The sequence below is a fragment of the Streptomyces sp. NPDC050549 genome, from assembly GCF_040655035.1.
In the GTDB taxonomy this organism is placed as follows: Bacteria; Actinomycetota; Actinomycetes; order Streptomycetales; family Streptomycetaceae; genus Streptomyces.
The window spans coordinates 14,803-35,154 of record NZ_JBFAJD010000031.1; the positions used below are offsets into that span (position 1 = coordinate 14,803).

Here is a 20,352-nt window from a genome sequence, read left to right on the forward strand (position 1 = left end):
TGGTGCGGTGAGGGGGTTACGACTCCTCAGTGGCCGCGCGGATCAAGAAGGTTGCCGTGAACGGGTTTATTTCTTTCCGCACCCTCTCCTCTCATCGGCTGAGCGACAACCGATGCCAAGCAGACCCGAGTTACCTATGCTGATGGAGGCTCAGACGGGTGGGGGGCGATGGCGGCACCGGGGGAGACGAGGCCGGACGCGGCTTCGGTCCGCAACGAGTTCGCGCTCGAGCGGTATCGGTACATCCTTCAACAGATACACGCGGTCAACGAGAACGCCCACCGCTTCCTGGCCCTCTACCAGACGCTCGCCACGGCACTCGTCAGTGCGGCCCTCGCCCTCTTCGTGGGCTACCGCAAGTGGGACGTGCCGCCCGCCACCGCCCGAGGCGGAGTCATCGGACTGCTGACCCTCGTCACCGTGGTCGCCGCGTTCACCGGCACGCTCATCGTGGTGGGCGCCATGTCCTGGCTCGACTTCCGCAACGAAGAGTGCGACCTCGTCGACGAGATAGTCGGCCCCGGCTTCCGGAAGCGCCCGCGTCCCGGCAACTTCCTTCGCTGGTACGAGACTTACGTGCTGCTCTTCATCCTCGTCTCGGTGATCACCATGTGGGTGCTCGCCGCGTTTCTCCTCCTGCCTGCAATGAGGTGATCGTCCCCGGTGTCAGAGCACGACTACACCAGCACTCCCCTGTGGCAGGACACCCTCGCCCCGCGTCCGAGCGGCGACGCGCAGGCCGAACAGCGTGAACGACTGCGGACGTCGTACGTCGAACTCCGCAGGAAGGCGGCCGTACTCCTACAGGAGAACGAACGCAGCATGCCCGACTTCACCGTGCACGACATCAGCCATGTCGACGCGTTGTGGGAAACGGCCGATCTCGTGTGCGGGCGACAAGTGACGTTGAATCCCGCCGAGGCGTATGTGCTGGGCTGCGCCTTCGTGCTGCACGATGCGGCAATGGGGGAAGCGGCGTACGGGACGAGTGTGCGCGAGACCTTGGGCGAGAAGCGGTGGCGTGACCTGGTGTCGGTGGCCTATTACCAGCAGGAGGGATGCTGGCCGGATCAGGAGGACTTGAACGCGCCGCCCACCGAGATCGCCGATGCCTGCCGGGCGACCGCGATCCGCGAAACGCACGCGGAGCAGGCGCGACGGCTCGTGGACCAGCCCTGGCGCTCCAGCACGGGGAACGAGATTTTCCTCATCGAGGAAGTCCAACTGCGCGAGGTGTACGGTCCGCTGATCGGCGATCTGGCGGCCAGCCACTGGTGGCCGGTGAGCGGATTGGCAGGCGAATTCGGGCACACCATCGGCTCGTTGCCCTGGCAGCCAAGCGAGTGGACCATCGAACCGCTGAAGCTGGCCTGCGTTCTGCGACTGGCCGACGCGACGCAGATCGACAGCCGCCGGGCTCCGACCCTGCTGTTCTCCCTACGCAATCCGCTGGGCACGGCACGCGAGCACTGGCGGTTTCAGGAACACATCAGCCGCCCGCATCTGAAGGGCGACCGAGTGCGGTACACCTCACTGCGCCCCTTCTCCTCGCAGGACGCGGCGTCCTGGTGGCTGGCCCTCGACTATCTGCGCCGAATCGACGAGGAGTTGAAGTCGGTCGACTCCCTCTTGCACGACCTCGGCCGAGACCGGCTCGCCGCCCGCGCGGTCGCCGGGGTCGACTCCCCCGAGCGCTTCGCCGAACTCTTCCGCGTGCAGGGCTGGCGCCCCATCGACGCGACCGTCAAGGTCTCCGACGTCCCTGCCCTGGTCAAGAGCCTGGGCGGGGAGCAGCTGTACGGCGACGAGCCCGAAGTCGCCGTACGGGAACTGATCCAGAACGCTCAGGACGCCGTCCAGGCTCGCCGCGCTCTGCAACCTGGCTTCGCGGAGGGGCGCATCGATGTACGGCTGACGGAGACCGACGGCGGCTGGTGCCTGGAAATCCGCGACAACGGCATCGGAATGGACGAGGAGACCCTCATCCACGGTCTCCTCGACTTCGGCAAGAGCGGCTGGAGTTCCCCGAGTATCCGCAACGGGCTCCCCGGACTGGCCGACGGCGGCTTCCGGCCCAGCGGTCGGTTCGGCATCGGCTTCTTCTCAGTCTTCCTGCTCGGCGACCGGGTCGAGCTGACCACCCGTCGCTACGACTCTTCCACCCACGACGCTCGTCGCCTCACCTTCGACGGTCCCGATCGTCGCCCCCTGCTCACGCCGCTGCCCACCCAGGACTGGGTTCCCGAAGGCACGACCGTGCACGTCAAGCTCAAGAGGAGCCCCAACGACGTAAAGGGAGTGCTCTACAAGACCGATGACGATCGACTCACCCAGTTGGTCCGGCGGCTGGCACTGGAGAACGCGGTGCCCATCCACAGCTGGGAACCCGGCACCACCGCACCCGATGTCCTGGCTCCTTTCTCGCTGGCCGCGGGAGCACCGGACGAGGTATTCGACCGCCTCTACCCTCCCGCTGCCGACAACCGGCGCGTCGGAGAGGAGAAGCAACGCCTCCAGTTGCGGGACGACTTCATCGCGAGGGCCACCGAGTTGTTGGACGCCAAAGGGAGGCGGATCGGACTGGCCACGCTCTGGAACGACATGTACTACCTGTCTCGGCGCCATTTCCAGGGGATCGTCACGGTGAACGGCCTGCTCGCCGACGAGTCGATTTCCTTCGCGGGCTACCTCGCCGGTCAGCCCAGCCGGGCTTCACGGGACCGGGCGGGCCTCGTCGCGAACCAGGACCAGGTCCGGCTCTGGATGCGACGGCAGGAACAACAGCTTCGTGGCAACGGGCAGTTCGGAGACCCGGTCCAGCTGGAGCTGGCCTACACCCTCAATAACGCGTTCAACGAACTCGCCGACGACGTCGCTTTCGCCCTCACGGCGGAGGGTGTCCTGCGCCCGGCCAACATCGCAGACTGGACCGCACGGAAGAACGAGGTTTTCATGGCCACCGGTCTGCCCCTGACCTGGCGAAGCCGACCTCCAGAGGTCTATCACTACCTGTCCGGGCAGACTGTGCAGCTCCCCGACAACTGGATCGTCATCACCGCCAGGGTCCTCAACCCACCGCTGTCCGACGTCTTCCCAGATGTCGAGAACCGCGACCTCGCATACGAGTCCGCGCGCAACGACATCATGCCGACCTGGCAGAAGGAATGGTGGCGTTTGTCGGGCGGCCTCTACGGACGCTTCCTGCGAGCCCTGTGCCAGACATGGTCGTGCACGGTCGAGTCCCTGCTCTCGCCCATCGAACAACGCAACTGGTCCGACGCCCGCCACCTGGACGAGGAGAGCCCGGTCCCCATCTCGGGCTACCTCCTGACTCGTCCCCCGGCCTGAAAGCACTGGAGGAGAGCGGCGAGGCCAGTGGGAGTGAGCGGGAGTATTCGGGCGGGAGAGTCGCTTTCCCTGAGGAGCAACTCACCTTCACCGTGGGCGAGTTCTACACATTCGTTGCCCGCCGCGCCACCCGAGTACGTGGACTTCTGCCACTGAATCACGCCTACAGCTCCTTCGACAGACGGTGAATGAAGTCCCGCGACCTGATGGGGTCAAGGGAAGCTTCTTGAACCTTACGGAAGAGCGTTCGCATGTCATGGAGTTGGGCGGCGGCATCCAGGAAGGCGGAGCCGTACGGGGTGTCCCGCTGCACGGTGTCCAACATCTGCACCCGGCCACCCGCATACATCAACGACGAACTTGCCCCAGCGAACCCGTCGACGTCAAAGGGGATCACCCGCACCGAGACACCGGGATGCTCCGACTGACGTACCAGCTCGTCGAGTTGGGCACGAGCCACCCGCCGGTCCGCGACACGCGTACGCAGTACGGACTCGTGCAGCACTGCCTCGTACGGAACCGCGCTGTCTCGCGAGAGGATCTGTTGACGACGCATGCGATACCCGACCCAAAGCTCCAGTTCTCTGTCCGGGAGCGGCGGAACCCAGTACCCGAACACCGCTCGGGCGTACTCCTCGGTCTGGAGCAGCCCCGGCACATGGGCGGTCGCGATCACCTGGATGAAACGCGCATGGCTTTCCAGCTCCGCCAGATCTAGGAACTCGGCCGGGAGTACGTCCCGGTACTCCTCCCACCAGCCACGCGTACGGTCCGTCGCCATCTCCACCAGCGCTTCGATCAACGCCTCGTCTCCACACCCGTAGAGTGCTGCGAGCCTGCGTAGACGCTCTTCGCTGACTCCCGACAGGCCAGCCTCGACCTGGCTCATCTGTGCCGAGGTCGACGACAGGATCCCCACCACTTCGCGGGCCGACATCCCTGCGGAGACCCGCAACTTGCGCAGCTCAGTCCCCAGTCGCACCTGTCGAGCGGTGGGCTGACTTCTCGGCGCCATGCTGCTCATCCCCTCAACGGCATTGCTCACAGGCCCTGTTTAAGCCCTCGTTCGGGTGTCAGGTTACGCGAACAGCTTGCCCGAGGAGAAAACTCTCCTCTACTGTCAGTGACGCGACGCACACCCTGCGGAACACCGGGACCCCGGAAGCGCACCGCCCCGCCATGCCATGCCGGCCGCGACAAGCCACCGCCTGCCGACCCGCACCACACGCCAACTCCCCCTCCCTGACCAGGAGTCACGCATGCCCGAATCCAAAGAGCCGCCCGCCCCCTGGGAATACACCCTCACCATCCCTCACGACCTCCGCGCCGTCACCGTCAGCCGCCGCACCCTCCGCCTGATCCTGACGATGCACGGACTGATCGGCCTCGTCGACACCGCCGAACTCCTGGCAACGGAACTGGTCTCCAACGCTGTACGCCACGCGAAAGGCCCGGTCATCCTGTGCGTCTTCTGGAAACCCGGCACCCTCCGCGTCGGCGCCTGGGACGCGAACCCCGAACCCCCGGAACCGCCAGGGGAGTTGCCCAAGCTCCTGGACTTGGAGGAGGGCCGGGGTCTGGGCCTGGTCAAAGCCTGTGCCGACCTCTGGGGCTGGCAGCCGCTGTCCAGGAACGGCAGCAAGGGCAAGTACGTCTGGTGCGAACTGACCACGGCCGCCTGACGTCTCCGTCCTCGATCCACCAGGTTGCGCACATGGTCACATCCGACGTACCGGAAAGCTGGAGTAGAGGCATGGAGATGGCCTGCCTGGAAGGCCACGCCGAGGGCAGAATCGAGAACCGTGCCGCTGCCGCGTTCACCCTGCGCGTGCTCGACAAGCGCGGAATCGCCGTCCATGAACACATCCGGGACCGCATCACATCCTGCACCGACTTCGGACACCCTCACCCTCTGGTTCGACCGTTCCCTGACCGCCTCCACGGCGGAGGACCTGTTCGTCGAGACCCCTGAGGCTCCCGAACCCGGTGCATAACCTTTCGTCGGGGCTGGCAGTCAACGCATAGGCTCCACCGCATGCCTGAACCGCCCAGCCTTCACGAAGCCACCGTCGACGCCATCGTCGGACATGCCGGTGGCGCGACCCTGCCCTTCCAGGAAGCCCACCGGGACGGGAGCCACGCGACGTTCTTCTGGTTCAACGAGCTCGTGGAGAGCGCACCGGACGGTGACGTGGTTCGCCAATTCCTTGTGACAGCGGGGGAGTTGACCCGGATCGACCTCGCCGAGGTGACCATACGGCCGTCACTGTGCGACCCCGCCCCGAGCGCCGAAAAGCTGATGCTCACCGACTTCGCCGAGGGCTGGACCCACCTGGGCGACTCGGGCGAGCTGGGCGTCGCGGTGATGCCTGCGGCCGTTCTGCACGCGTACGCCGACCGCAAGGGCTGGCGTTGGAACACCGACGAGATAACCGACGGCATCGCCGCCCGGGACGAGGACATCGCGCGGATCGGCGCCGAGCCCGTCGTAGCGTATGTCCTGGGTCACGACGTGGACCCGGACGACGGCGCTCGCGATCAGGCCGCGGTGGTCGGCGAGGTCGCCCGTGCGGCCGACGGAACCATCCGTTGGGGCGGCCGACTCCCCCAAGGCTGCGTGGGTGCCCCGGTGTTCATGTCCGTCCCCCTCGACGGCAACAGCTTCAAACTGGCCTGCGTGGGAGTCGCGCTGCCGCCCGACGATCGCGACTTCGGCCACCACCCCGTGGCGACCTTCGATGCCATCAGGCGGGCCCTGGACGCACTCGATTCCGAGTTCCCGGCGCCCACCGCCGTCACCCCGCCTCGCAGACGCCGCTGGTGGCAGCGCCGTGACTGACCTGCCGCCCGGGCCACAGTCCGGCACAGCCCGAGCCCACGCGCCGACAGACCTACGCCGCCGAGTCCGCCAGCGCCGGCCCGCGCTCCAGCGCCGCACGCGCCGTAGCGATATGGGCCAGTCCCTCCCGGGCGACCCGGGTCGCCCGGGCGTATTCGTTCGCGGTGTGGGCCGCCGCCAACTGCGCCCCGGCGGCCCGGTGGCACTCGGCGGCAGCCGTCAGCGCGCGCGTAGCGATCTCGTCGGCGCCCGCCCAGATCCTCGCCTCGGGGACGGACAGACTCGCGCCGAGCCGCAGCACCCAGCCGCTGGCCTCGACCTCCGCGTCCAGGTCGGACAGGGCCTGCGGCCGGTGCGAGCGGCGCTGCGCGACGACGGCGAACGCCGCCCCGGCTGTCAACAGCAGTGCGAGTACGACGTATCCCATCGCTTCCTCCCGGCCTTCACGGTCCACGGGCCGGGCGGTTCCGGCCTCGTACGTCCATGACACGCCCTGCCTCTGTGCAGGCACATCGATATTCCTGTGCGTCGGCTGCGAGGTTTCCATGGCGGCGGGGTGGGTGGGACGTACGAGGCCGGTGTGTTCGTCAGCCCGTCGTGGCCGACGGTGACGCGGACGCCGAAGCCGACGGGCCGGGGCCTCCGCCGCCCGTGCCGTCGTTCGTCTCCTCCGGTGCGACCGCCAGCGTCAGACGCGCGTGTACGCCCCGGGCGATGCGCCGTCTGTCGTACTTGAGGTAGAGCAGGCCGCCCTCGTGGCCGTTCTGCGGGTAGATGCCGTCCTCGGTGAGCGTCGTGCGGGTCGCCGTGTTGGAGACGTACGGCTCCAGGACCGCCGTCGCCAGGACGGACTTCTCGTCGAAGAAGAGCTGGCCCGTGTGGCAGGTGTGGCCGCCCTCGTAGCCCGCGTCCGTCCACTCGCCGTCGACGTGGACCTTGACGTGGATGTGGACACAGCGGCCCTGGTACCAGCCGGGGAACACCGTCTTGAACGTGACCTGGCCGTGCCGGTCGGTGTGCCAGGTGCCGCGCAGGAAGCGGTCGTCGTCGGTCGGTTCCTGGTGGCCTCCGCCGCCACCGGGCGGCGGGCCACCCGTCGGGGTGCCGGTCGGCGTGCCCGACGGCGGCGCGCCCGTGGGGGCCGGGCCGCCGCCTCCGCCCGCCTCGTAGCCGGAGTAGACGCCGGTCGCGTTGCAGTGCCAGATGTCGACGGCCGCGTTGCGCAGCGGTCTGCACGTGTCGGCGTCGATCACCTTCAGGGCCAGGGTGAGCGGGATGCCCTCCTGGTCCTCCGTCACATCACGGCGGATCTTGTCGGCGTCGATGTAGTACGGGCCCTCGACCAGCTCGGAGGTGAGCGTGTAGCAGGCGTCCTGGGTCCCGTCCTCCTGCGCCGCCGAGGCGTTCGCCGCGAGGGTGCCCGCGACGCCCACCGCCGTCACCGCCACGCCACCTGCCACCAGGACCGTACGGCGCGCCAACTGCCCCTTTTCCTCGGGGACTTCAGAATCCATGGGGGGTACTCGGGAATCCGTCATGCCCGGGACGCTAGATGTGCCCCACATGGCATGAACATGAGAATGCGCTGTGAATCCTGTGAGCAAGCGAAAGGGCTCGAAACCGATGCCGGTTCCGAGCCCCACCTCCCGCCAGGCGCCTACTACTTCGGCTGCGGCTTCCGCACCGAGAGATGCAGCTCCCGCAGTCGCGTCTCGTCCAGCTCCGTCGGCGCGCCCATCATCAGGTCCTGGGCGTTGCCGTTGAGCGGGAACGAGATCGTCTCGCGGATGTTCGGCTCCTCCGCGAGCAGCATGACGATGCGGTCGACGCCGGGGGCGATCCCGCCGTGCGGCGGGGCGCCGAAGCGGAACGCGCGCAGCATGCCGGCGAACTGCTCCTCGACGGTCTCACGGTCGTAGCCCGCGATCTCGAAGGCCTTGAGCATGATGTCGGGCTCGTGGTTCCGGATCGCGCCGGAGGAAAGCTCGACGCCGTTGCAGACGATGTCGTACTGCCAGCCCAGGATGTCCAGCGGGTCCTGGGTCTCCAGGGCCTCCAGACCGCCCTGGGGCATCGAGAACGGGTTGTGCGAGAAGTCGATCTTCCCGGTCTCCTCGTCCTTCTCGTACATCGGGAAGTCGACGATCCAGCAGAAGCGGAACACGTTCTCCTCGAAGTGCCCGGCACGCTTCGCGGCCTCCACCCGCACCGCGCCCATGATCTTCGAGACCTCTTCGAACTCGCCCGCGCCGAAGAACACCGCGTGGCCCGCGGCCAGCGACAGGCGCTTGGTGAGCTCCGCGACGTTCTCCTCCGTGAGGAACTTCGCGATCGGGCCCGTCAGCGAGCCGTCCTCGGTCACGCGGACCCAGGCCAGGCCCTTCGCGCCGAGGGTGACCGCGAAGTCGCCGAGCTGGTCGAAGAACTTGCGGGGCTGCGCGGAGACGTCCGGCACCGCCAGCGCGCGCACGTGCTTGCCGGCGAAGGCCTTGAACTCCGAGCCCTCGAACACATCGGTGATGTCGACGAGTTCGAGCTTGGCGCGCAGGTCAGGCTTGTCGGAGCCGTACTTCAGCATCGACTCGCGGAACGGGATGCGCGGGAAGGGGGAGGTGACCTCCTGGCCGCCGCCGAACTCCGTGAACAGCTCGGTCATGAGCTTCTCGATCGGCTGGAAGACGTCTTCCTGCTCGACGAAGCTCATCTCGACGTCGAGCTGGTAGAACTCGCCCGGCGATCGGTCCGCGCGGGCGTCCTCGTCCCGGAAGCAGGGCGCGATCTGGAAGTAGCGGTCGAAGCCGGAGATCATCAGCAGCTGCTTGAACTGCTGGGGTGCCTGCGGAAGGGCGTAGAACTTGCCCGGGTTCAGGCGGGACGGGACCACGAAGTCGCGCGCGCCCTCGGGGGAGGTCGCGGAGAGGATCGGGGTGGCCATCTCGTTGAAGCCGAGGGCGACCATCTTCGAGCGGATCGAGGCGATCACCGAGGACCGCAGCATGATGTTGCGGTGCATGCGCTCGCGGCGCAGGTCCAGGAAGCGGTACTCAAGGCGCCGCTCCTCGTTGACCCCGTCCTCGGTGTTGATCGTGAAGGGGAGCGGGGCGGCGGCGCCGAGCAGCTCGACCTCGCCGACCTCGACCTCGATCTCACCGGTCGGCAGGTCCGGGTTCACGTTGTCCGTGCCCCGGGAGACGACCTTGCCGTCGACGCGGATCGTCGACTCCTTGGTGACCTTGTCGAGGGCCTCGTACGCGGGCGTGCCGGGGCGGGCGACGAGCTGCGTGATGCCGTAGTGATCGCGCAGATCGATGAAGAGGATGCCGCCCAGGTCGCGCCGATTGTGCAGCCAGCCACTCAGCCGGACGTCGGTGCCGACGTCAGAGGAGCGGAGCTCGCCGCAGGTGTGGGACCTGTACCGATGCATCGTCGTTCATCCAGCCTTCGCGGATCGGGGAGTGTTTCACGTGAAACGTCCAGGGCCGGAGCCCGGACGTCCCAAGGGTACCGGCCACCCATAGATCGCCTCCCCACCATTAACTCCGGGCTCCCTCGGTGGCAGGGTTCGATCTCCTCTTCTTAGAGTGGGGCAATGCGCACTGGTGAGCCCCTGCCCGCCGTGGGGGAGGTACTCGCCGCCCTCGCGACCGGTCTGTGGCACTGGGACACCGCCTCGGGACTGGTCACGGTGGACGCCGAGGCCGCACGGCTGCTCGGGCTGCCCGCCGAGCCGACCACCCTCACGGAGGCCCAGACCCGGGCCCGACTCCACCCCGTGGACTGGAACGAGATCACGGGGGTCGTCGGGCTGGCCGTCGCCGAGGGCACCCTCGCCGAGGTCCGCATCCGGATCATGGACGAGCGCGGCCGGGTGATCCGCGTCGTCCGCAGCCGCTCCAAGCCGTCGTACGACCCCGAGAAGCGGTCGTTCGAGCTGATCGGCACGCTCCAGGAGGTCACCGAGCCCACGCCGGGCACACCCGCCGGGCGGACCGCGGTCACCGGTGACTGGCGGCGCTCCCGTGAGGCGTTCCTGCTGGACGCGGGCCGGGCGCTCGCGGAGGCACGGTCCACGGCGGAGGTGCTGCGGGTCGCGGCGGGCCTGTCGATGCCGGGCTTCTCACCGGACGGCCTCGCCGTGTTCGGGGTGTCGGGCGACCGGCTCACGATCATCGGGCACCACGGGCACCAGCCGGGCGACGAGGACCCGTTCTCGCACATGTCCCTGGTGACGGACTATCCGGCCGCCGAGGTCGTACGGACCGGCCGTGCCGTCTATCTCTCGACGCCCGAGCAGTACAAGGAGCGCTACCCCGTCACCTGGCCGCTCGCCCAGCACTTCCACCGGCAGTCCTGGGCGTTCCTGCCGCTGACCGTCGCCGGGCGCACGATGGGCGCCTGGATGGCCGCCTTCACCTACCCCGTCGCCTTCACACCGGACGAGCGGTCCGTGCTCACCACGGTCGCCCGGATGCTCGCCCAGGCCCTGTCCCGGGCCGGAGTCGCCGAGTCCGAGCGGGAGCTGACCGACGGACTCCAGCGCTCGATGCTGCCCACGCTGGGCCCGGAGATCCCGGGTATGAGCGTCGCCGCCCGCTACATACCGACCGGCGGCGGCCTCCAGGTCGGCGGCGACTGGTACGACATGATCCCGCTGCCCACCGGGCGCATCGCGCTCGTCATCGGCGACGTACAGGGGCACGACGTGCGCGCCGCCGGGCTGATGGGCCAGCTCCGCATCGCCCTGCGCGCCTACGCCTCCGAGGGCCACCGCCCGGACGCGGTGCTCTCGCGCGCCTCCCGCTTCCTGCACGGCATCACCGATGGCGACGCCGAGACGCCCGACCCGCGCTTCGCGACCTGCTTGTACGTCGAGGCCGCCCCGGAGACCGGCGTCCTGGAGATCGCCCGCGCCGGGCATCCCGACCCCGCGATACGCATGGCGGACGGGACGGTGCTGATGCGGCCCACGGCCGGCGGACTGCCGCTCGGCATCGACCCGGACGCCGACTATCCGACGACCACGCTCGCCCTGGAACCCGGCGAGACCATGCTGATCTGCACCGACGGGCTGATCGAGACCGGCGGCCACGACCTGGAGACGGGCTGGCAGCGCATCCGGAGCATCCTGGAGGAGCACAAGGGCGACCTGGAGGAACTGGCCGACGCGCTCGTCCAGGCCGTCCACGGCCCCTCCTCGCACCACACCACCGGCCCGCTCGCCGACCGCCGCGAGGACGACATCGCCGTACTCCTGCTGTCCCGGGAGGGCGAGAGCTGCGGCTGCGGCGACACGGTGACCGACGCGCCGAGGATCCGCCGTACGGTGCTCACGGTCGCGCAGGCCGAGCCCGAGCGGATCGCGGTGGCCCGGCAGCAGCTGCGCGAGCTCCTCCACGACTGGACCGGCGCCGACCAGGTCGACTCCGCGGTCCTGCTCGTCTCCGAGATGCTCACCAACGTCCTCGTACACACCGACGCCGACGCCCTGCTGACCGCCGAGGTGGCCGGTGAGCCCGGTGAGCGGCGGATGCGGGTCGAGGTCACGGACGCCGGCGACGACCTCCCGCACAAGCGGCACCCCGGTGAACTGGCGTCCTCCGGGCGCGGGTTGCTGCTGATCGAGCTGCTCGCCGAGACCTGGGGCGTGGACCCGAGGGGCGAGGGCAAGAGCATCTGGTTCGAGCTCTACGAGTCCGACGGCGACGGCTCCGCAGCGGGGTCGGTCGTGCCGTAGCGCGCCTGCAGTTCGTGGACGACGCCGAAGACCGCGGCGGTCAACGGCACCGCGAGCAGCATGCCGAGGACGCCGGCCACCGAGGCTCCGGCGGTGATCGCGATCATGACGACCGCCGGGTGCATCTGCACGGTCCGGCTCTGGATCATCGGCTGCAGGACGTACCCCTCCAGGACCTGCACCGCGACGACGACCCCGAGGACCCACAGCGCGATGACGACACCCCGGTCGGCGAGCGCGACCAGCACGGCGATCGCGCCGGAGAGGAACGCGCCGAGGTAGGGGATGTAGGCGCCGAGGAAGACCAGTGCGGCCAGGCCCACCGCCCCGGGCACGTCCAGCACGAGCAGGCCGATGCCGATGCAGGTGGCGTCGATGAGGGCGATCGCGGTGGTTCCGCGCATGAAACCCTCGACGCCCTCGAAGGCCCGGCGGGCCATGGCCTCGACGAGGTCGGCGGTGCCGTGCGGGGCGAGCGAGCGCAGCAGTCCGGTGGCGAGGTGGGAGTCGCGCAGGAAGAAGAAGACGAGCAGCAGCGCCAGTACGGCCATGGCGATGGCCTCGCCGACGACGCTGACCCCGCTGATCACGTTGGAGGCGGCCGTCCCGCCGAACCTGGTGAGCAGTTCCTTCGCGTTGGAGGCGAGGTCGTCCAGTGATGTCCCGGCGGCCCCGAAGTGGTCGGAGACGGAGTTCGCCGCGTCCTTGAGCGAGGACACGATCTGGTCCCCGGTGTCGATCAGCGCGGCCACGACGATGTAGACGGCCCCGCCGACCGCAGCGACGACGGCGACACAGGTGATGGCGGCGGCCACGGACCGGTTGACCCCGGCATTCACCAGCCGCCGGTACAGCGGGCCGAGCAGCGCGGTGCCGAGCAGGGCGAGCAGCACGGGTGTGACGGCGGTCCTGAACTCGACGCAGAGCCGGATCCCGACGTAGACGACCCCGGAGACGAGCAGGACGACGGCGCACCAGGCGGCGAGCCGTCGTACGGCGTCGGGGAGGAGCTGCACCGTCCCAGCCGAACACGCGGAAGGCGGGCCGTCCCGTGGGAACGGCCCGCCCGGGTGACGGCCTCAGCAGGTGGGGCCCACCGCGTCGATCCTCTTGCCGAAGTTGGTGTCGTAGGCCTGGGCGTAGTCGCCGGAGAGGACCTGCCGCTTCTCCTGCGGGCTCCAGTCGATGAAGCATGCGTTGGCGTTGGCCTTGAAGGAGTACACGTGGTCGTGCAGGTTGGACGGCATGTCGCGGTATCCGGAGCCGGGGGTCCACCGCCAGGGGGTGCCCGAGTAGTTCCTGTCGTGCCAGAAGCAGATCTCCCCCGCCCCGCAGTTCTCGTCCGCGCGGTGCAGCGCGGCGCTCGTGGCCTGTTCGGTGGAGGCGGAGGGGGTACGGGCCTGGGTGGGGCCTGCCGCGCCGGTCAGGGCGAGACAGGTGGCTGCCGTGACGACGGCCAGGCTCATGCGGATACGCACGCGTGACTTCCTTGCACTCGGTGTCCTCTTTCAGCCGGTCTCTTTCCGCGCGCGGGACCTTCATGCCCCGGCCGGGCCCGGCTCACCCGGACGGAGGACCCGGACCAGCCGCCGACCTGCATGCCGAAAGCCCCGTCCGGACGAGGACGGGGCTTCGGGAATTTCCGCTCTACGAAGGTTTCTCCACTACGGCTTACAGACCGCCCTCGCCCATGCCGTGCACGGCGGGGATGGTGCCCAGCCGGCCCTTCTGGAAGTCCTCGAAGGCCTGCTGGAGCTCCTCACGGGTGTTCATGACGAACGGGCCGTAGTGCGCCATCGGCTCCCGGATCGGCTGCCCGCCGAGGATGACGACCTCCATGTCCGGGGTGTGGGAGTCCTGCTGCTCGTCCGCGCGGACGGTCAGCGAGGAGCCGGTGCCGAAGACGGCGGTCTGGCCCAGGTGGATCGGGCGGCGGTCGGCGCCGACCGAGCCCTTGCCCGCCATGACGTAGACGAGGCCGTTGAAGTCCTCGCGCCAGGGCAGGGTGAGCTCCGCGCCCGGCGCCACGGTGGCGTGCACCATCGTGATCGGGGTGTGGGTGACGCCGGGGCCCTGGTGGCCGTCCAGCTCACCGGCGATGACCCGCAGGAGCGCGCCGCCGTCGGGGGTCGTCAGCAGCTGCACCTGGCCGCCGCGGATGTCCTGGTAGCGGGGGGCCATCATCTTGTCCTTGGCCGGGAGGTTGACCCAGAGCTGGAGCCCATGGAACAGCCCGCCGGACACGACGAGGGACTCCGGCGGCGCCTCGATGTGCAGCAGGCCCGCGCCCGCCGTCATCCACTGGGTGTCGCCGTTGGTGATGGTGCCGCCGCCACCGTTGGAGTCCTGGTGGTCGAAGACGCCGTCGATGATGTAGGTGACGGTCTCGAAGCCGCGGTGCGGGTGCCAGGGGGTGCCCTTGGGCTCGCCCGGCGCGTACTCCACCTCGCCCATCTGGTCCATCATGATGAACGGGTCGAGGTGCCGGTAGTTGATCCCGGCGAACGCTCGGCGCACCGGGAAGCCCTCACCCTCGAAACCGCCGGGTGCGGTCGTGACGGTGAGCACGGGACGTGCCACGGCGTCGGCCGGCGCGGCCACGCGGGGCAGGGTCAGCGGGTTCTCTACGGTCACTGCAGGCATGTCGGGACCTCCTTGTGCGTCGAGTTTAGTTGAGCGTTGAACTTTCTGCTACCCCGCAACAGAAGAAGCCCGGAGGGCATTCCCTCCGGGCGTCGTGTGCGACGGGGCGACGGACGTCAGCCGTACATGCGGCGCATCGCGAACTCCACCATCTGCTCGACCGCCTTCGCGTCGAACACCATGCGGTGCTCACCCTCCATGTCGACGACGAAGCCGTAGCCCGTCGGCAGCAGGTCGATGACCTCGGCGCCGGTGATCACGAAGTACTTGGACTCCTTGCCGGCGTAGCGGCGCAGTTCCTTGAGCGAGGTGAACATCGGGATCACCGGCTGCTGGGTGTTGTGGAGGGCAAGGAAGCCCGGGTTGTCGCCGCGCGGGCAGTAGACCTTGGAGGTCGCGAAGACCTGCTGGAAGTCCTCGGCAGCCATCTGCCCGGTGGTGAAGGCGCGTACCGCGTCCGCGAGCGAGGGCGGGGACGGCTCGGGGTAGAGCGGTGGCTGCTGGCCGTAGCCGCCCACACCACCGGCCATCTGTTGCTGGGGCGGGACGTACCCCTGCTGAGCCCCGACGTTCTGGTCGTAGCCGTACATGCGAGCAAGAGTACTGAGTCACACATGGACGGCTTGGGGTTGCTTCTTATTACTGACGGGTAGCATCATCGTAGCTACTGCCTGGTACTCATCTCGATACACATCTCGTTGCACATATCTCTTACGGAGTCGTCGCCATGGGGCACTACAAGTCGAATCTCCGCGACATCGAGTTCAACCTCTTCGAGGTCCTCGGGCGCGACAAGCTGTACGGCACCGGTCCGTTCGCGGAGATGGACACGGACACCGCGAAGAGCGTCCTGGAGGAGCTGACCCGGCTCGCGGAGAACGAGCTCGCGGAGTCCTTCGCCGACGCCGACCGCAACCCGCCGGTCTTCGACCCCGAGACGAACACCGCGCCCGTGCCGGCCTCCTTCAAGAAGAGCTACAAGGCCTTCATGGAGTCCGAGTACTGGCGTCTCGGCCTGCCCGAGGCCATCGGCGGTACGACGGCTCCCCCGTCCCTGATCTGGTCGTACGCGGAGCTGATCCTCGGCGCCAACCCGGCCGTGTGGATGTACTCCTCCGGTCCGGCCTTCGCCGGGATCCTCTACGACGAGGGCAACGACGTACAGAAGAAGATCGCGCAGCTCGCGGTGGAGCGGACCTGGGGTTCGACCATGGTACTGACCGAGCCCGACGCGGGTTCGGACGTCGGCGCCGGGCGGACCAAGGCCATCCAGCAGGAGGACGGCTCCTGGCACATCGAGGGCGTCAAGCGCTTCATCACCTCGGGTGAGCACGACATGGAGGAGAACATCCTCCACTACGTCCTCGCCCGTCCCGAGGGCCACGGCCCGGGCACCAAGGGACTCTCCCTCTTCCTCGTGCCGAAGTTCCTCTTCGACGTCGAGACCGGCGAGCTCGGCGAGCGCAACGGCGTCTACGCCACCAACGTCGAGCACAAGATGGGCCTCAAGGCGTCCAACACCTGCGAGATGACCTTCGGCGACCGCCACCCCGCCAAGGGCTGGCTGATCGGCGACAAGCACGACGGCATCCGCCAGATGTTCCGGATCATCGAGTTCGCCCGCATGATGGTCGGCACGAAGGCCATCTCGACACTGTCGACCGGCTACCTGAACGCCCTTGAGTACGCCAAGGAGCGCGTCCAGGGGCCCGACCTCGCGCAGTTCATGGACAAGACCGCGCCCAAGGTCACCATCACCCACCACCCGGACGTGCGCCGCTCGCTGATCACGCAGAAGGCGTACGCCGAGGGCATGCGCGCCCTGGTGCTGTACACCGCCTCCGTCCAGGACGCGATCGCCGTCAAGGAGGCCGAGGGCTCCGACGCCTCCACCGAGCACGCGCTCAACGACCTGCTCCTGCCGATCGTCAAGGGCTACGGCTCCGAGAAGGGCTACGAGCAGCTCGCCCAGTCGCTGCAGACCTTCGGCGGCTCCGGGTTCCTCCAGGAGTACCCGATCGAGCAGTACATCCGCGACGCCAAGATCGACACCCTGTACGAGGGCACCACCGCGATCCAGGGCCAGGACTTCTTCTTCCGGAAGATCGTCCGCAACCAGGGCGCGGCCCTCAACTCCCTCGCCGAGGACATCAAGAAGTTCCTCGCGCTGGGCACGGGCGGCGAGGAGCTGGCCGGCGCCCGCGAGCACCTCGCGAAGGCAGCAGTCGAGCTGGAGGCCATCGTCGGCCTGATGCTCACCGACCTCGCGGCCACCGAGCAGGACGTCAAGAACATCTACAAGGTGGGCCTCAACACCACCCGCCTGCTGCTCGCCTCCGGTGACGTCGTCGTCGGCTATCTGCTCCTCAAGGGCGCCGCGGTCGCCGTCGAGAAGCTGGAGACGGCCACCGCGAAGGACAAGCCCTTCTACACCGGCAAGATCGCGGCTGCGAAGTTCTTCGCCGCCAACGTGCTGCCCGGTCTCACCCTGGCCCGCAAGGTCGCCGAGGGTGTCGAACTGGACCTGATGGAACTGGACGAAGCCGCCTTCTAGCCAGCGGGAAACCCGTTCCGGGACAGACCGGAACAGCTTCGCGAAACCCCACATCGCCCTTGCGAGGGCCCGCTCCCAGCGCCGGGAGCGGGCCCTCGCACGTCGTTAAGGTGAACCCCATGAGCGAACCCTCCCGCTTCGACCGCGGCCACACCGACGACCTCATGTCCTTCCTCGCGGCGTCCCCCACGCCGTACCACGCCGTGGCGAACACCGCCGAGCGGCTGGAGAAGGCCGGATTCAGGCAGGTCGCCGAGACGGACGCCTGGGAGGGGACGACCGGCGGCAAGTACGTGCTGCGCGGTGGCGCGATCGTGGCCTGGTTCGTCCCCGAAGGTGCGGCACCCCACACCCCCTTCCGCATCATCGGCGCGCACACCGACTCCCCGAACCTGCGGGTCAAGCCGCGCCCCGACACCGGTGCGCACGGCTTCCGCCAGGTCGCCGTCGAGATCTACGGCGGACCGCTGCTCAACTCCTGGCTCGACCGCGACCTCGGCCTCGCCGGCCGGCTGAGCCTCCGGGACGGCTCGACCCGCCTGGTGAACGTGGACCGGCCGCTGCTCAGAGTGCCCCAACTCGCCATCCACCTGGACCGGTCCGTGTCGGCGGAGGGGCTCAAGCTGGACAAGCAGCGCCACCTCCAGCCGATCTGGGGCCTGGGCGACGACGTCCGCGACGGCGATCTGATCGCCCTCCTGGAGAAGGAGTCGGGGCTCGCGCGCGGTGAGGTCACCGGCTGGGACCTGATGACGCACTCCGTCGAGGCACCCTCCTACCTGGGCCGCGACCAGGAGTTCGTCGCCGGCCCGCGCATGGACAACCTGCTGTCCCTGCACGCCGGCGCCGCCGCGCTCGCCTCCGCCGCCGCCCACGAGAACCTGCCGTACATCCCCGTGCTCGCCGGCTTCGACCACGAGGAGAACGGCTCGCAGTCCGACACGGGCGCGGACGGACCGCTGCTCGGCGGGGTGCTGGAGCGTTCGGTGTTCGCGCGCGGCGGATCGTACGAGGACCGGGCACGCGCCTTCGCGGGCACCGTCTGCCTCTCCTCCGACACCGGGCACGCCGTGCACCCCAACTACGCGGAGCGGCACGACCCGACGCACCACCCGCGGGTCAACGGCGGGCCGATCCTCAAGGTCAACGTCAACAACCGCTACGCCACGGACGGTTCGGGCCGCGCGGTGTTCGCCGCCGCCTGCGACAAGGCCGGCGTTCCCTTCCAGACCTTCGTCTCCAACAACTCCATGCCCTGCGGCACGACGATCGGCCCGATCACCGCGGCCCGGCACGGCATCAAGACCGTCGACATCGGCGTGGCGATCCTCTCCATGCACAGCGCCCGCGAACTCTGCGGCGACCGCGACCCGTTCCTGCTGGCCAACGCGCTGGTGGCGTTCCTGGAGGGCTAGTCAAGTCCCTTGCGGCGCATGGGTGTTGCCGCCCCGGGTACCCGGAGGCGGACCGGGCCGACCGGACCGGACAGGGAGGCGACACTCATGGGCCTGGGCGGCTGCATCATCCTCATCGCCGTCGGCGCGATTCTGACCTTCGCGACCGACTGGCACATGCAAGGGGTCAATCTCGACCTGGTCGGCGTGATCCTCATGATCGTCGGGCTGATCGGCGTCGTGACGTTCAGCAGCCTGGCCCGGCGCCGACGCGTGGTGATACCGGGCCAGACGACCATCGTCGAGGACGACGAGTCGCGCGGCTACCGCGGCTGATCCGGGGCCCGAGGCAGGGCTTCGGCGGTTGATACGGGGGCGTAACCCGCACTAAGGCGGAATCACCCGCACAGGACATGCAAAGACAACCGTGAGCAATTCGTGACGCCAGTCGTATTGTGCGGTTGTGTGAGCCTCGTGAAGACTCTGTGCAGTTAAGGGCCCAGGAGAGGCAGCCCCGGGCCCGTCTCACGATTCATCACGGGGGAGGCTGCTGCCGTGCCCGAACCACGGCTGGTGGTCCTCATACCGGCCCACAACGAGGCGGACCGCATCGGCGCCGCGATCGAGGGCTTGTGGCGGCAAACCCGTAAACCCGACCTGATCGTCGTCGTCACCGACAACTGCACCGACGACACGGCCGAAGTCGCCGCCTCGCACGGCGCGGACATCTTCGCCACCCAGGGCAACACCCACAAGAAGGCCGGCGCCCTCAACCAGGCCATCGACTGGGTCCTGCCCCACCTCGACGAGCGCGACCTCCTCCTCGTCCAGGACGCGGACACCGTCCTCAACCCCTGGTTCAGCGAGACCGCCATGGCCACCTTCAACCGCAAGGTCGGCGCCGTCGGCGGAGTCTTCTACGGCGAGCAGGGCGGCGGACTCCTCGGACTGCTCCAGCGCATGGAGTTCCAGCGCTACGCCTGGGAGCTGGACCGCACCGGCGGCAAGGCCCAGGTCCTCACCGGCACCGGCACCATGTTCCGCGCCCGCGTCCTGCGCGAGGTCCGCGAAGCCCGCCGCTCGGGGCGGATCGGCGGCGGCGACGGCTACTACAGCCTCGCCTCGCTCACCGAGGACGACGAGATGACCAAGGCGGTCAAGACCCTCGGCTACCGCGCCATGTCCCCGGCGGGCTGCGCGGTCACCACCGAGGTCATGACCAGCCTCCCCAAACTCTGGCACCAGCGCCTGCGCTGGCAGCGCGGCGCCCTGGAGAACCTCCGCGACTACGGCTGGACCAAGGTCACCGCCCGCTACTTCCTCCAGCAGTTCCTGATGGGCTTCGGCGCGCTGTCGTTCCTGGTCTACCTGACCTTCATGGCGACGTACACGACGATGTACGGCTTCCCCGGCGTCTCCCCGTTCTGGACCGCGATCGGCCTGATCTTCGTGGTCGAGAAGACCGTCTCCGTCCGCCGCGCCGGACCCCTCGCGGTCCTGGTCGCGGCGCTGATGATCCCGGAGATGCTCTACGACCTCTTCCAGCACGCCGTCTACTTCTCCTCGCTGTGGGGGCTGGTCCGCCGCAGCGAGGAGAAGTGGGTGGCCACCTAGCCCACCCCTCACACCACTTCACGCCCACAAGGAGAAACGTTTATGTACGGAAGAGTTGTCGGCGCCGGGACGACCGGCGCCGGTGGGGCCACGCTGGCCGCGACCGGCCTGTGGCTGAACAGCATGGCGATGATGGTGGCGGCGACCACGCTGGTGGCGGCTGGGCTGGCGCTGTACAAGCTGGCACCGCGGGCGCGTCGCCGTTAGGGCGCTGCCGGTGGTCCCC

At 68.7% G+C, this 20,352-nt stretch carries 19 protein-coding genes; 10 read left to right on the forward strand and 9 right to left on the reverse strand.

Translation table 11 applies throughout. The annotated features are described in order from the left end of the window. The first annotated feature begins 168 nt into the window (after window positions 1-168). Together AB0I51_RS34275 and AB0I51_RS34280 are read left to right on the forward strand one after the other, a co-directional pair. Window positions 169-654, forward strand: coding sequence for a hypothetical protein (locus tag AB0I51_RS34275; protein ID WP_362981987.1), 486 nt, complete (start codon window positions 169-171; stop codon window positions 652-654). A gap of 9 nt (window positions 655-663) precedes the next feature. Continuing rightward, window positions 664-3,348 carry an ATP-binding protein gene (locus tag AB0I51_RS34280; RefSeq protein WP_362981989.1) on the forward strand — a complete coding sequence of 895 codons (2,685 nt, stop codon included), beginning with the start codon at window positions 664-666 and terminating at the stop codon, window positions 3,346-3,348. Here AB0I51_RS34280 and AB0I51_RS34285 read toward each other — a convergent pair. Continuing rightward, the gene (locus AB0I51_RS34285; protein ID WP_362981991.1) at window positions 3,321-3,509 is read right to left on the reverse strand and encodes a DUF397 domain-containing protein; all 189 of its coding nucleotides are present in this window, start codon (window positions 3,507-3,509) and stop codon (window positions 3,321-3,323) included. The two genes, AB0I51_RS34280 and AB0I51_RS34285, sit on opposite strands and share 28 nt — an antisense overlap. 2 nt (window positions 3,510-3,511) lie before the next feature. After that, window positions 3,512-4,363 (reverse strand): helix-turn-helix transcriptional regulator, encoded by an 852-nt coding sequence (locus tag AB0I51_RS34290; RefSeq protein WP_362982151.1) that lies wholly within the window; start codon window positions 4,361-4,363, stop codon window positions 3,512-3,514. A 244-nt stretch (window positions 4,364-4,607) separates the two neighbouring features. Here AB0I51_RS34290 and AB0I51_RS34295 point away from each other — a divergent pair, with 244 nt between their 5' ends. Further along, window positions 4,608-5,030 (forward strand): ATP-binding protein, encoded by a 423-nt coding sequence (locus AB0I51_RS34295; protein WP_362981993.1) that lies wholly within the window; start codon window positions 4,608-4,610, stop codon window positions 5,028-5,030. 353 nt (window positions 5,031-5,383) lie between these two features. Continuing rightward, on the forward strand, window positions 5,384-6,187 hold the full coding sequence (locus AB0I51_RS34300) for a hypothetical protein (RefSeq protein ID WP_362981995.1): 804 nt from the start codon (window positions 5,384-5,386) through the stop codon (window positions 6,185-6,187). A gap of 52 nt (window positions 6,188-6,239) precedes the next feature. Here the strand turns inward: AB0I51_RS34300 and AB0I51_RS34305 are convergent, their stop codons facing one another. From AB0I51_RS34305 to aspS, 3 genes are all read right to left on the reverse strand, one after another. Further along, window positions 6,240-6,698 carry a hypothetical protein gene (locus tag AB0I51_RS34305; RefSeq protein WP_362981997.1) on the reverse strand — a complete coding sequence of 153 codons (459 nt, stop codon included), beginning with the start codon at window positions 6,696-6,698 and terminating at the stop codon, window positions 6,240-6,242. A gap of 76 nt (window positions 6,699-6,774) precedes the next feature. Then, entirely contained in the window at window positions 6,775-7,701 is a 927-nt protein-coding gene (locus AB0I51_RS34310) for an intradiol ring-cleavage dioxygenase (protein ID WP_362981999.1), read from the reverse strand. Window positions 7,702-7,847: 146 nt separating this feature from the next. Next, a complete protein-coding gene (gene aspS, locus AB0I51_RS34315) occupies window positions 7,848-9,611 on the reverse strand; it encodes an aspartate--tRNA ligase (RefSeq protein WP_362982001.1) in 1,764 nt (587 codons plus the stop codon). Between the two features lie 165 nt (window positions 9,612-9,776). Here aspS and AB0I51_RS34320 point away from each other — a divergent pair, with 165 nt between their 5' ends. Continuing rightward, window positions 9,777-11,921: a SpoIIE family protein phosphatase gene (locus AB0I51_RS34320; protein ID WP_362982003.1), complete on the forward strand. Its 2,145-nt coding sequence runs from the start codon at window positions 9,777-9,779 to the stop codon at window positions 11,919-11,921. Here AB0I51_RS34320 and AB0I51_RS34325 read toward each other — a convergent pair. The 4 genes from AB0I51_RS34325 to AB0I51_RS34340 all read right to left on the reverse strand — a co-directional run bounded on the left by AB0I51_RS34325 (window position 11,873) and on the right by AB0I51_RS34340 (window position 15,154). Continuing rightward, window positions 11,873-12,937 carry an AI-2E family transporter gene (locus AB0I51_RS34325; RefSeq protein ID WP_362982005.1) on the reverse strand — a complete coding sequence of 355 codons (1,065 nt, stop codon included), beginning with the start codon at window positions 12,935-12,937 and terminating at the stop codon, window positions 11,873-11,875. The genes AB0I51_RS34320 and AB0I51_RS34325 overlap by 49 nt on opposite strands. A 63-nt stretch (window positions 12,938-13,000) precedes the next feature. Further along, window positions 13,001-13,399, reverse strand: coding sequence for a peptidase inhibitor family I36 protein (locus AB0I51_RS34330; protein ID WP_362982007.1), 399 nt, complete (start codon window positions 13,397-13,399; stop codon window positions 13,001-13,003). A gap of 193 nt (window positions 13,400-13,592) precedes the next feature. Beyond that, window positions 13,593-14,564, reverse strand: a complete 972-nt coding sequence (locus tag AB0I51_RS34335) for a pirin family protein (RefSeq protein ID WP_362982009.1) — start codon at window positions 14,562-14,564, stop codon at window positions 13,593-13,595. A gap of 116 nt (window positions 14,565-14,680) precedes the next feature. Continuing rightward, window positions 14,681-15,154, reverse strand: coding sequence for an SseB family protein (locus AB0I51_RS34340; protein WP_019073480.1), 474 nt, complete (start codon window positions 15,152-15,154; stop codon window positions 14,681-14,683). Window positions 15,155-15,291: 137 nt separating this feature from the next. Between AB0I51_RS34340 and AB0I51_RS34345 the strand changes: the two genes are divergently transcribed. The 5 genes from AB0I51_RS34345 to AB0I51_RS34365 all read left to right on the forward strand — a co-directional run bounded on the left by AB0I51_RS34345 (window position 15,292) and on the right by AB0I51_RS34365 (window position 20,333). Beyond that, window positions 15,292-17,118: an acyl-CoA dehydrogenase gene (locus AB0I51_RS34345; protein WP_362982011.1), complete on the forward strand. Its 1,827-nt coding sequence runs from the start codon at window positions 15,292-15,294 to the stop codon at window positions 17,116-17,118. A 119-nt stretch (window positions 17,119-17,237) separates the two neighbouring features. Continuing rightward, on the forward strand, window positions 17,238-18,533 hold the full coding sequence (locus AB0I51_RS34350) for a M18 family aminopeptidase (protein WP_362982013.1): 1,296 nt from the start codon (window positions 17,238-17,240) through the stop codon (window positions 18,531-18,533). An 87-nt stretch (window positions 18,534-18,620) separates the two neighbouring features. Beyond that, entirely contained in the window at window positions 18,621-18,848 is a 228-nt protein-coding gene (locus AB0I51_RS34355) for a DUF6458 family protein (RefSeq protein ID WP_362982015.1), read from the forward strand. A gap of 219 nt (window positions 18,849-19,067) precedes the next feature. Continuing rightward, on the forward strand, window positions 19,068-20,126 hold the full coding sequence (locus AB0I51_RS34360) for a glycosyltransferase family 2 protein (RefSeq protein WP_362982017.1): 1,059 nt from the start codon (window positions 19,068-19,070) through the stop codon (window positions 20,124-20,126). Window positions 20,127-20,168: 42 nt separating this feature from the next. After that, on the forward strand, window positions 20,169-20,333 hold the full coding sequence (locus AB0I51_RS34365; protein WP_362982019.1) for a hypothetical protein: 165 nt from the start codon (window positions 20,169-20,171) through the stop codon (window positions 20,331-20,333). Window positions 20,334-20,352: the final 19 nt, after the last annotated feature.

Excerpts from the sequence above, each read along its gene's own strand:
- AB0I51_RS34320 (WP_362982003.1), top strand. The coding sequence starts at position 9,777 with ATGCGCACTGGTGAGCCCCTGCCCGCCGTGGGGGAGGTACTCGCCGCC.
- AB0I51_RS34310 (WP_362981999.1), bottom strand. The coding sequence starts at position 7,701 with ATGGATTCTGAAGTCCCCGAGGAAAAGGGGCAGTTGGCGCGCCGTACG.
- AB0I51_RS34335 (WP_362982009.1), bottom strand. The coding sequence starts at position 14,564 with ATGCCTGCAGTGACCGTAGAGAACCCGCTGACCCTGCCCCGCGTGGCC.
- AB0I51_RS34275 (WP_362981987.1), top strand. The coding sequence starts at position 169 with ATGGCGGCACCGGGGGAGACGAGGCCGGACGCGGCTTCGGTCCGCAAC.
- AB0I51_RS34345 (WP_362982011.1), top strand. The coding sequence starts at position 15,292 with ATGGGGCACTACAAGTCGAATCTCCGCGACATCGAGTTCAACCTCTTC.
- AB0I51_RS34295 (WP_362981993.1), top strand. The coding sequence starts at position 4,608 with ATGCCCGAATCCAAAGAGCCGCCCGCCCCCTGGGAATACACCCTCACC.
- AB0I51_RS34300 (WP_362981995.1), top strand. The coding sequence starts at position 5,384 with ATGCCTGAACCGCCCAGCCTTCACGAAGCCACCGTCGACGCCATCGTC.
- AB0I51_RS34355 (WP_362982015.1), top strand. The coding sequence starts at position 18,621 with ATGGGCCTGGGCGGCTGCATCATCCTCATCGCCGTCGGCGCGATTCTG.
- AB0I51_RS34340 (WP_019073480.1), bottom strand. The coding sequence starts at position 15,154 with ATGTACGGCTACGACCAGAACGTCGGGGCTCAGCAGGGGTACGTCCCG.
- AB0I51_RS34350 (WP_362982013.1), top strand. The coding sequence starts at position 17,238 with ATGAGCGAACCCTCCCGCTTCGACCGCGGCCACACCGACGACCTCATG.
- aspS (WP_362982001.1), bottom strand. The coding sequence starts at position 9,611 with ATGCATCGGTACAGGTCCCACACCTGCGGCGAGCTCCGCTCCTCTGAC.
- AB0I51_RS34290 (WP_362982151.1), bottom strand. The coding sequence starts at position 4,363 with ATGGCGCCGAGAAGTCAGCCCACCGCTCGACAGGTGCGACTGGGGACT.
- AB0I51_RS34365 (WP_362982019.1), top strand. The coding sequence starts at position 20,169 with ATGTACGGAAGAGTTGTCGGCGCCGGGACGACCGGCGCCGGTGGGGCC.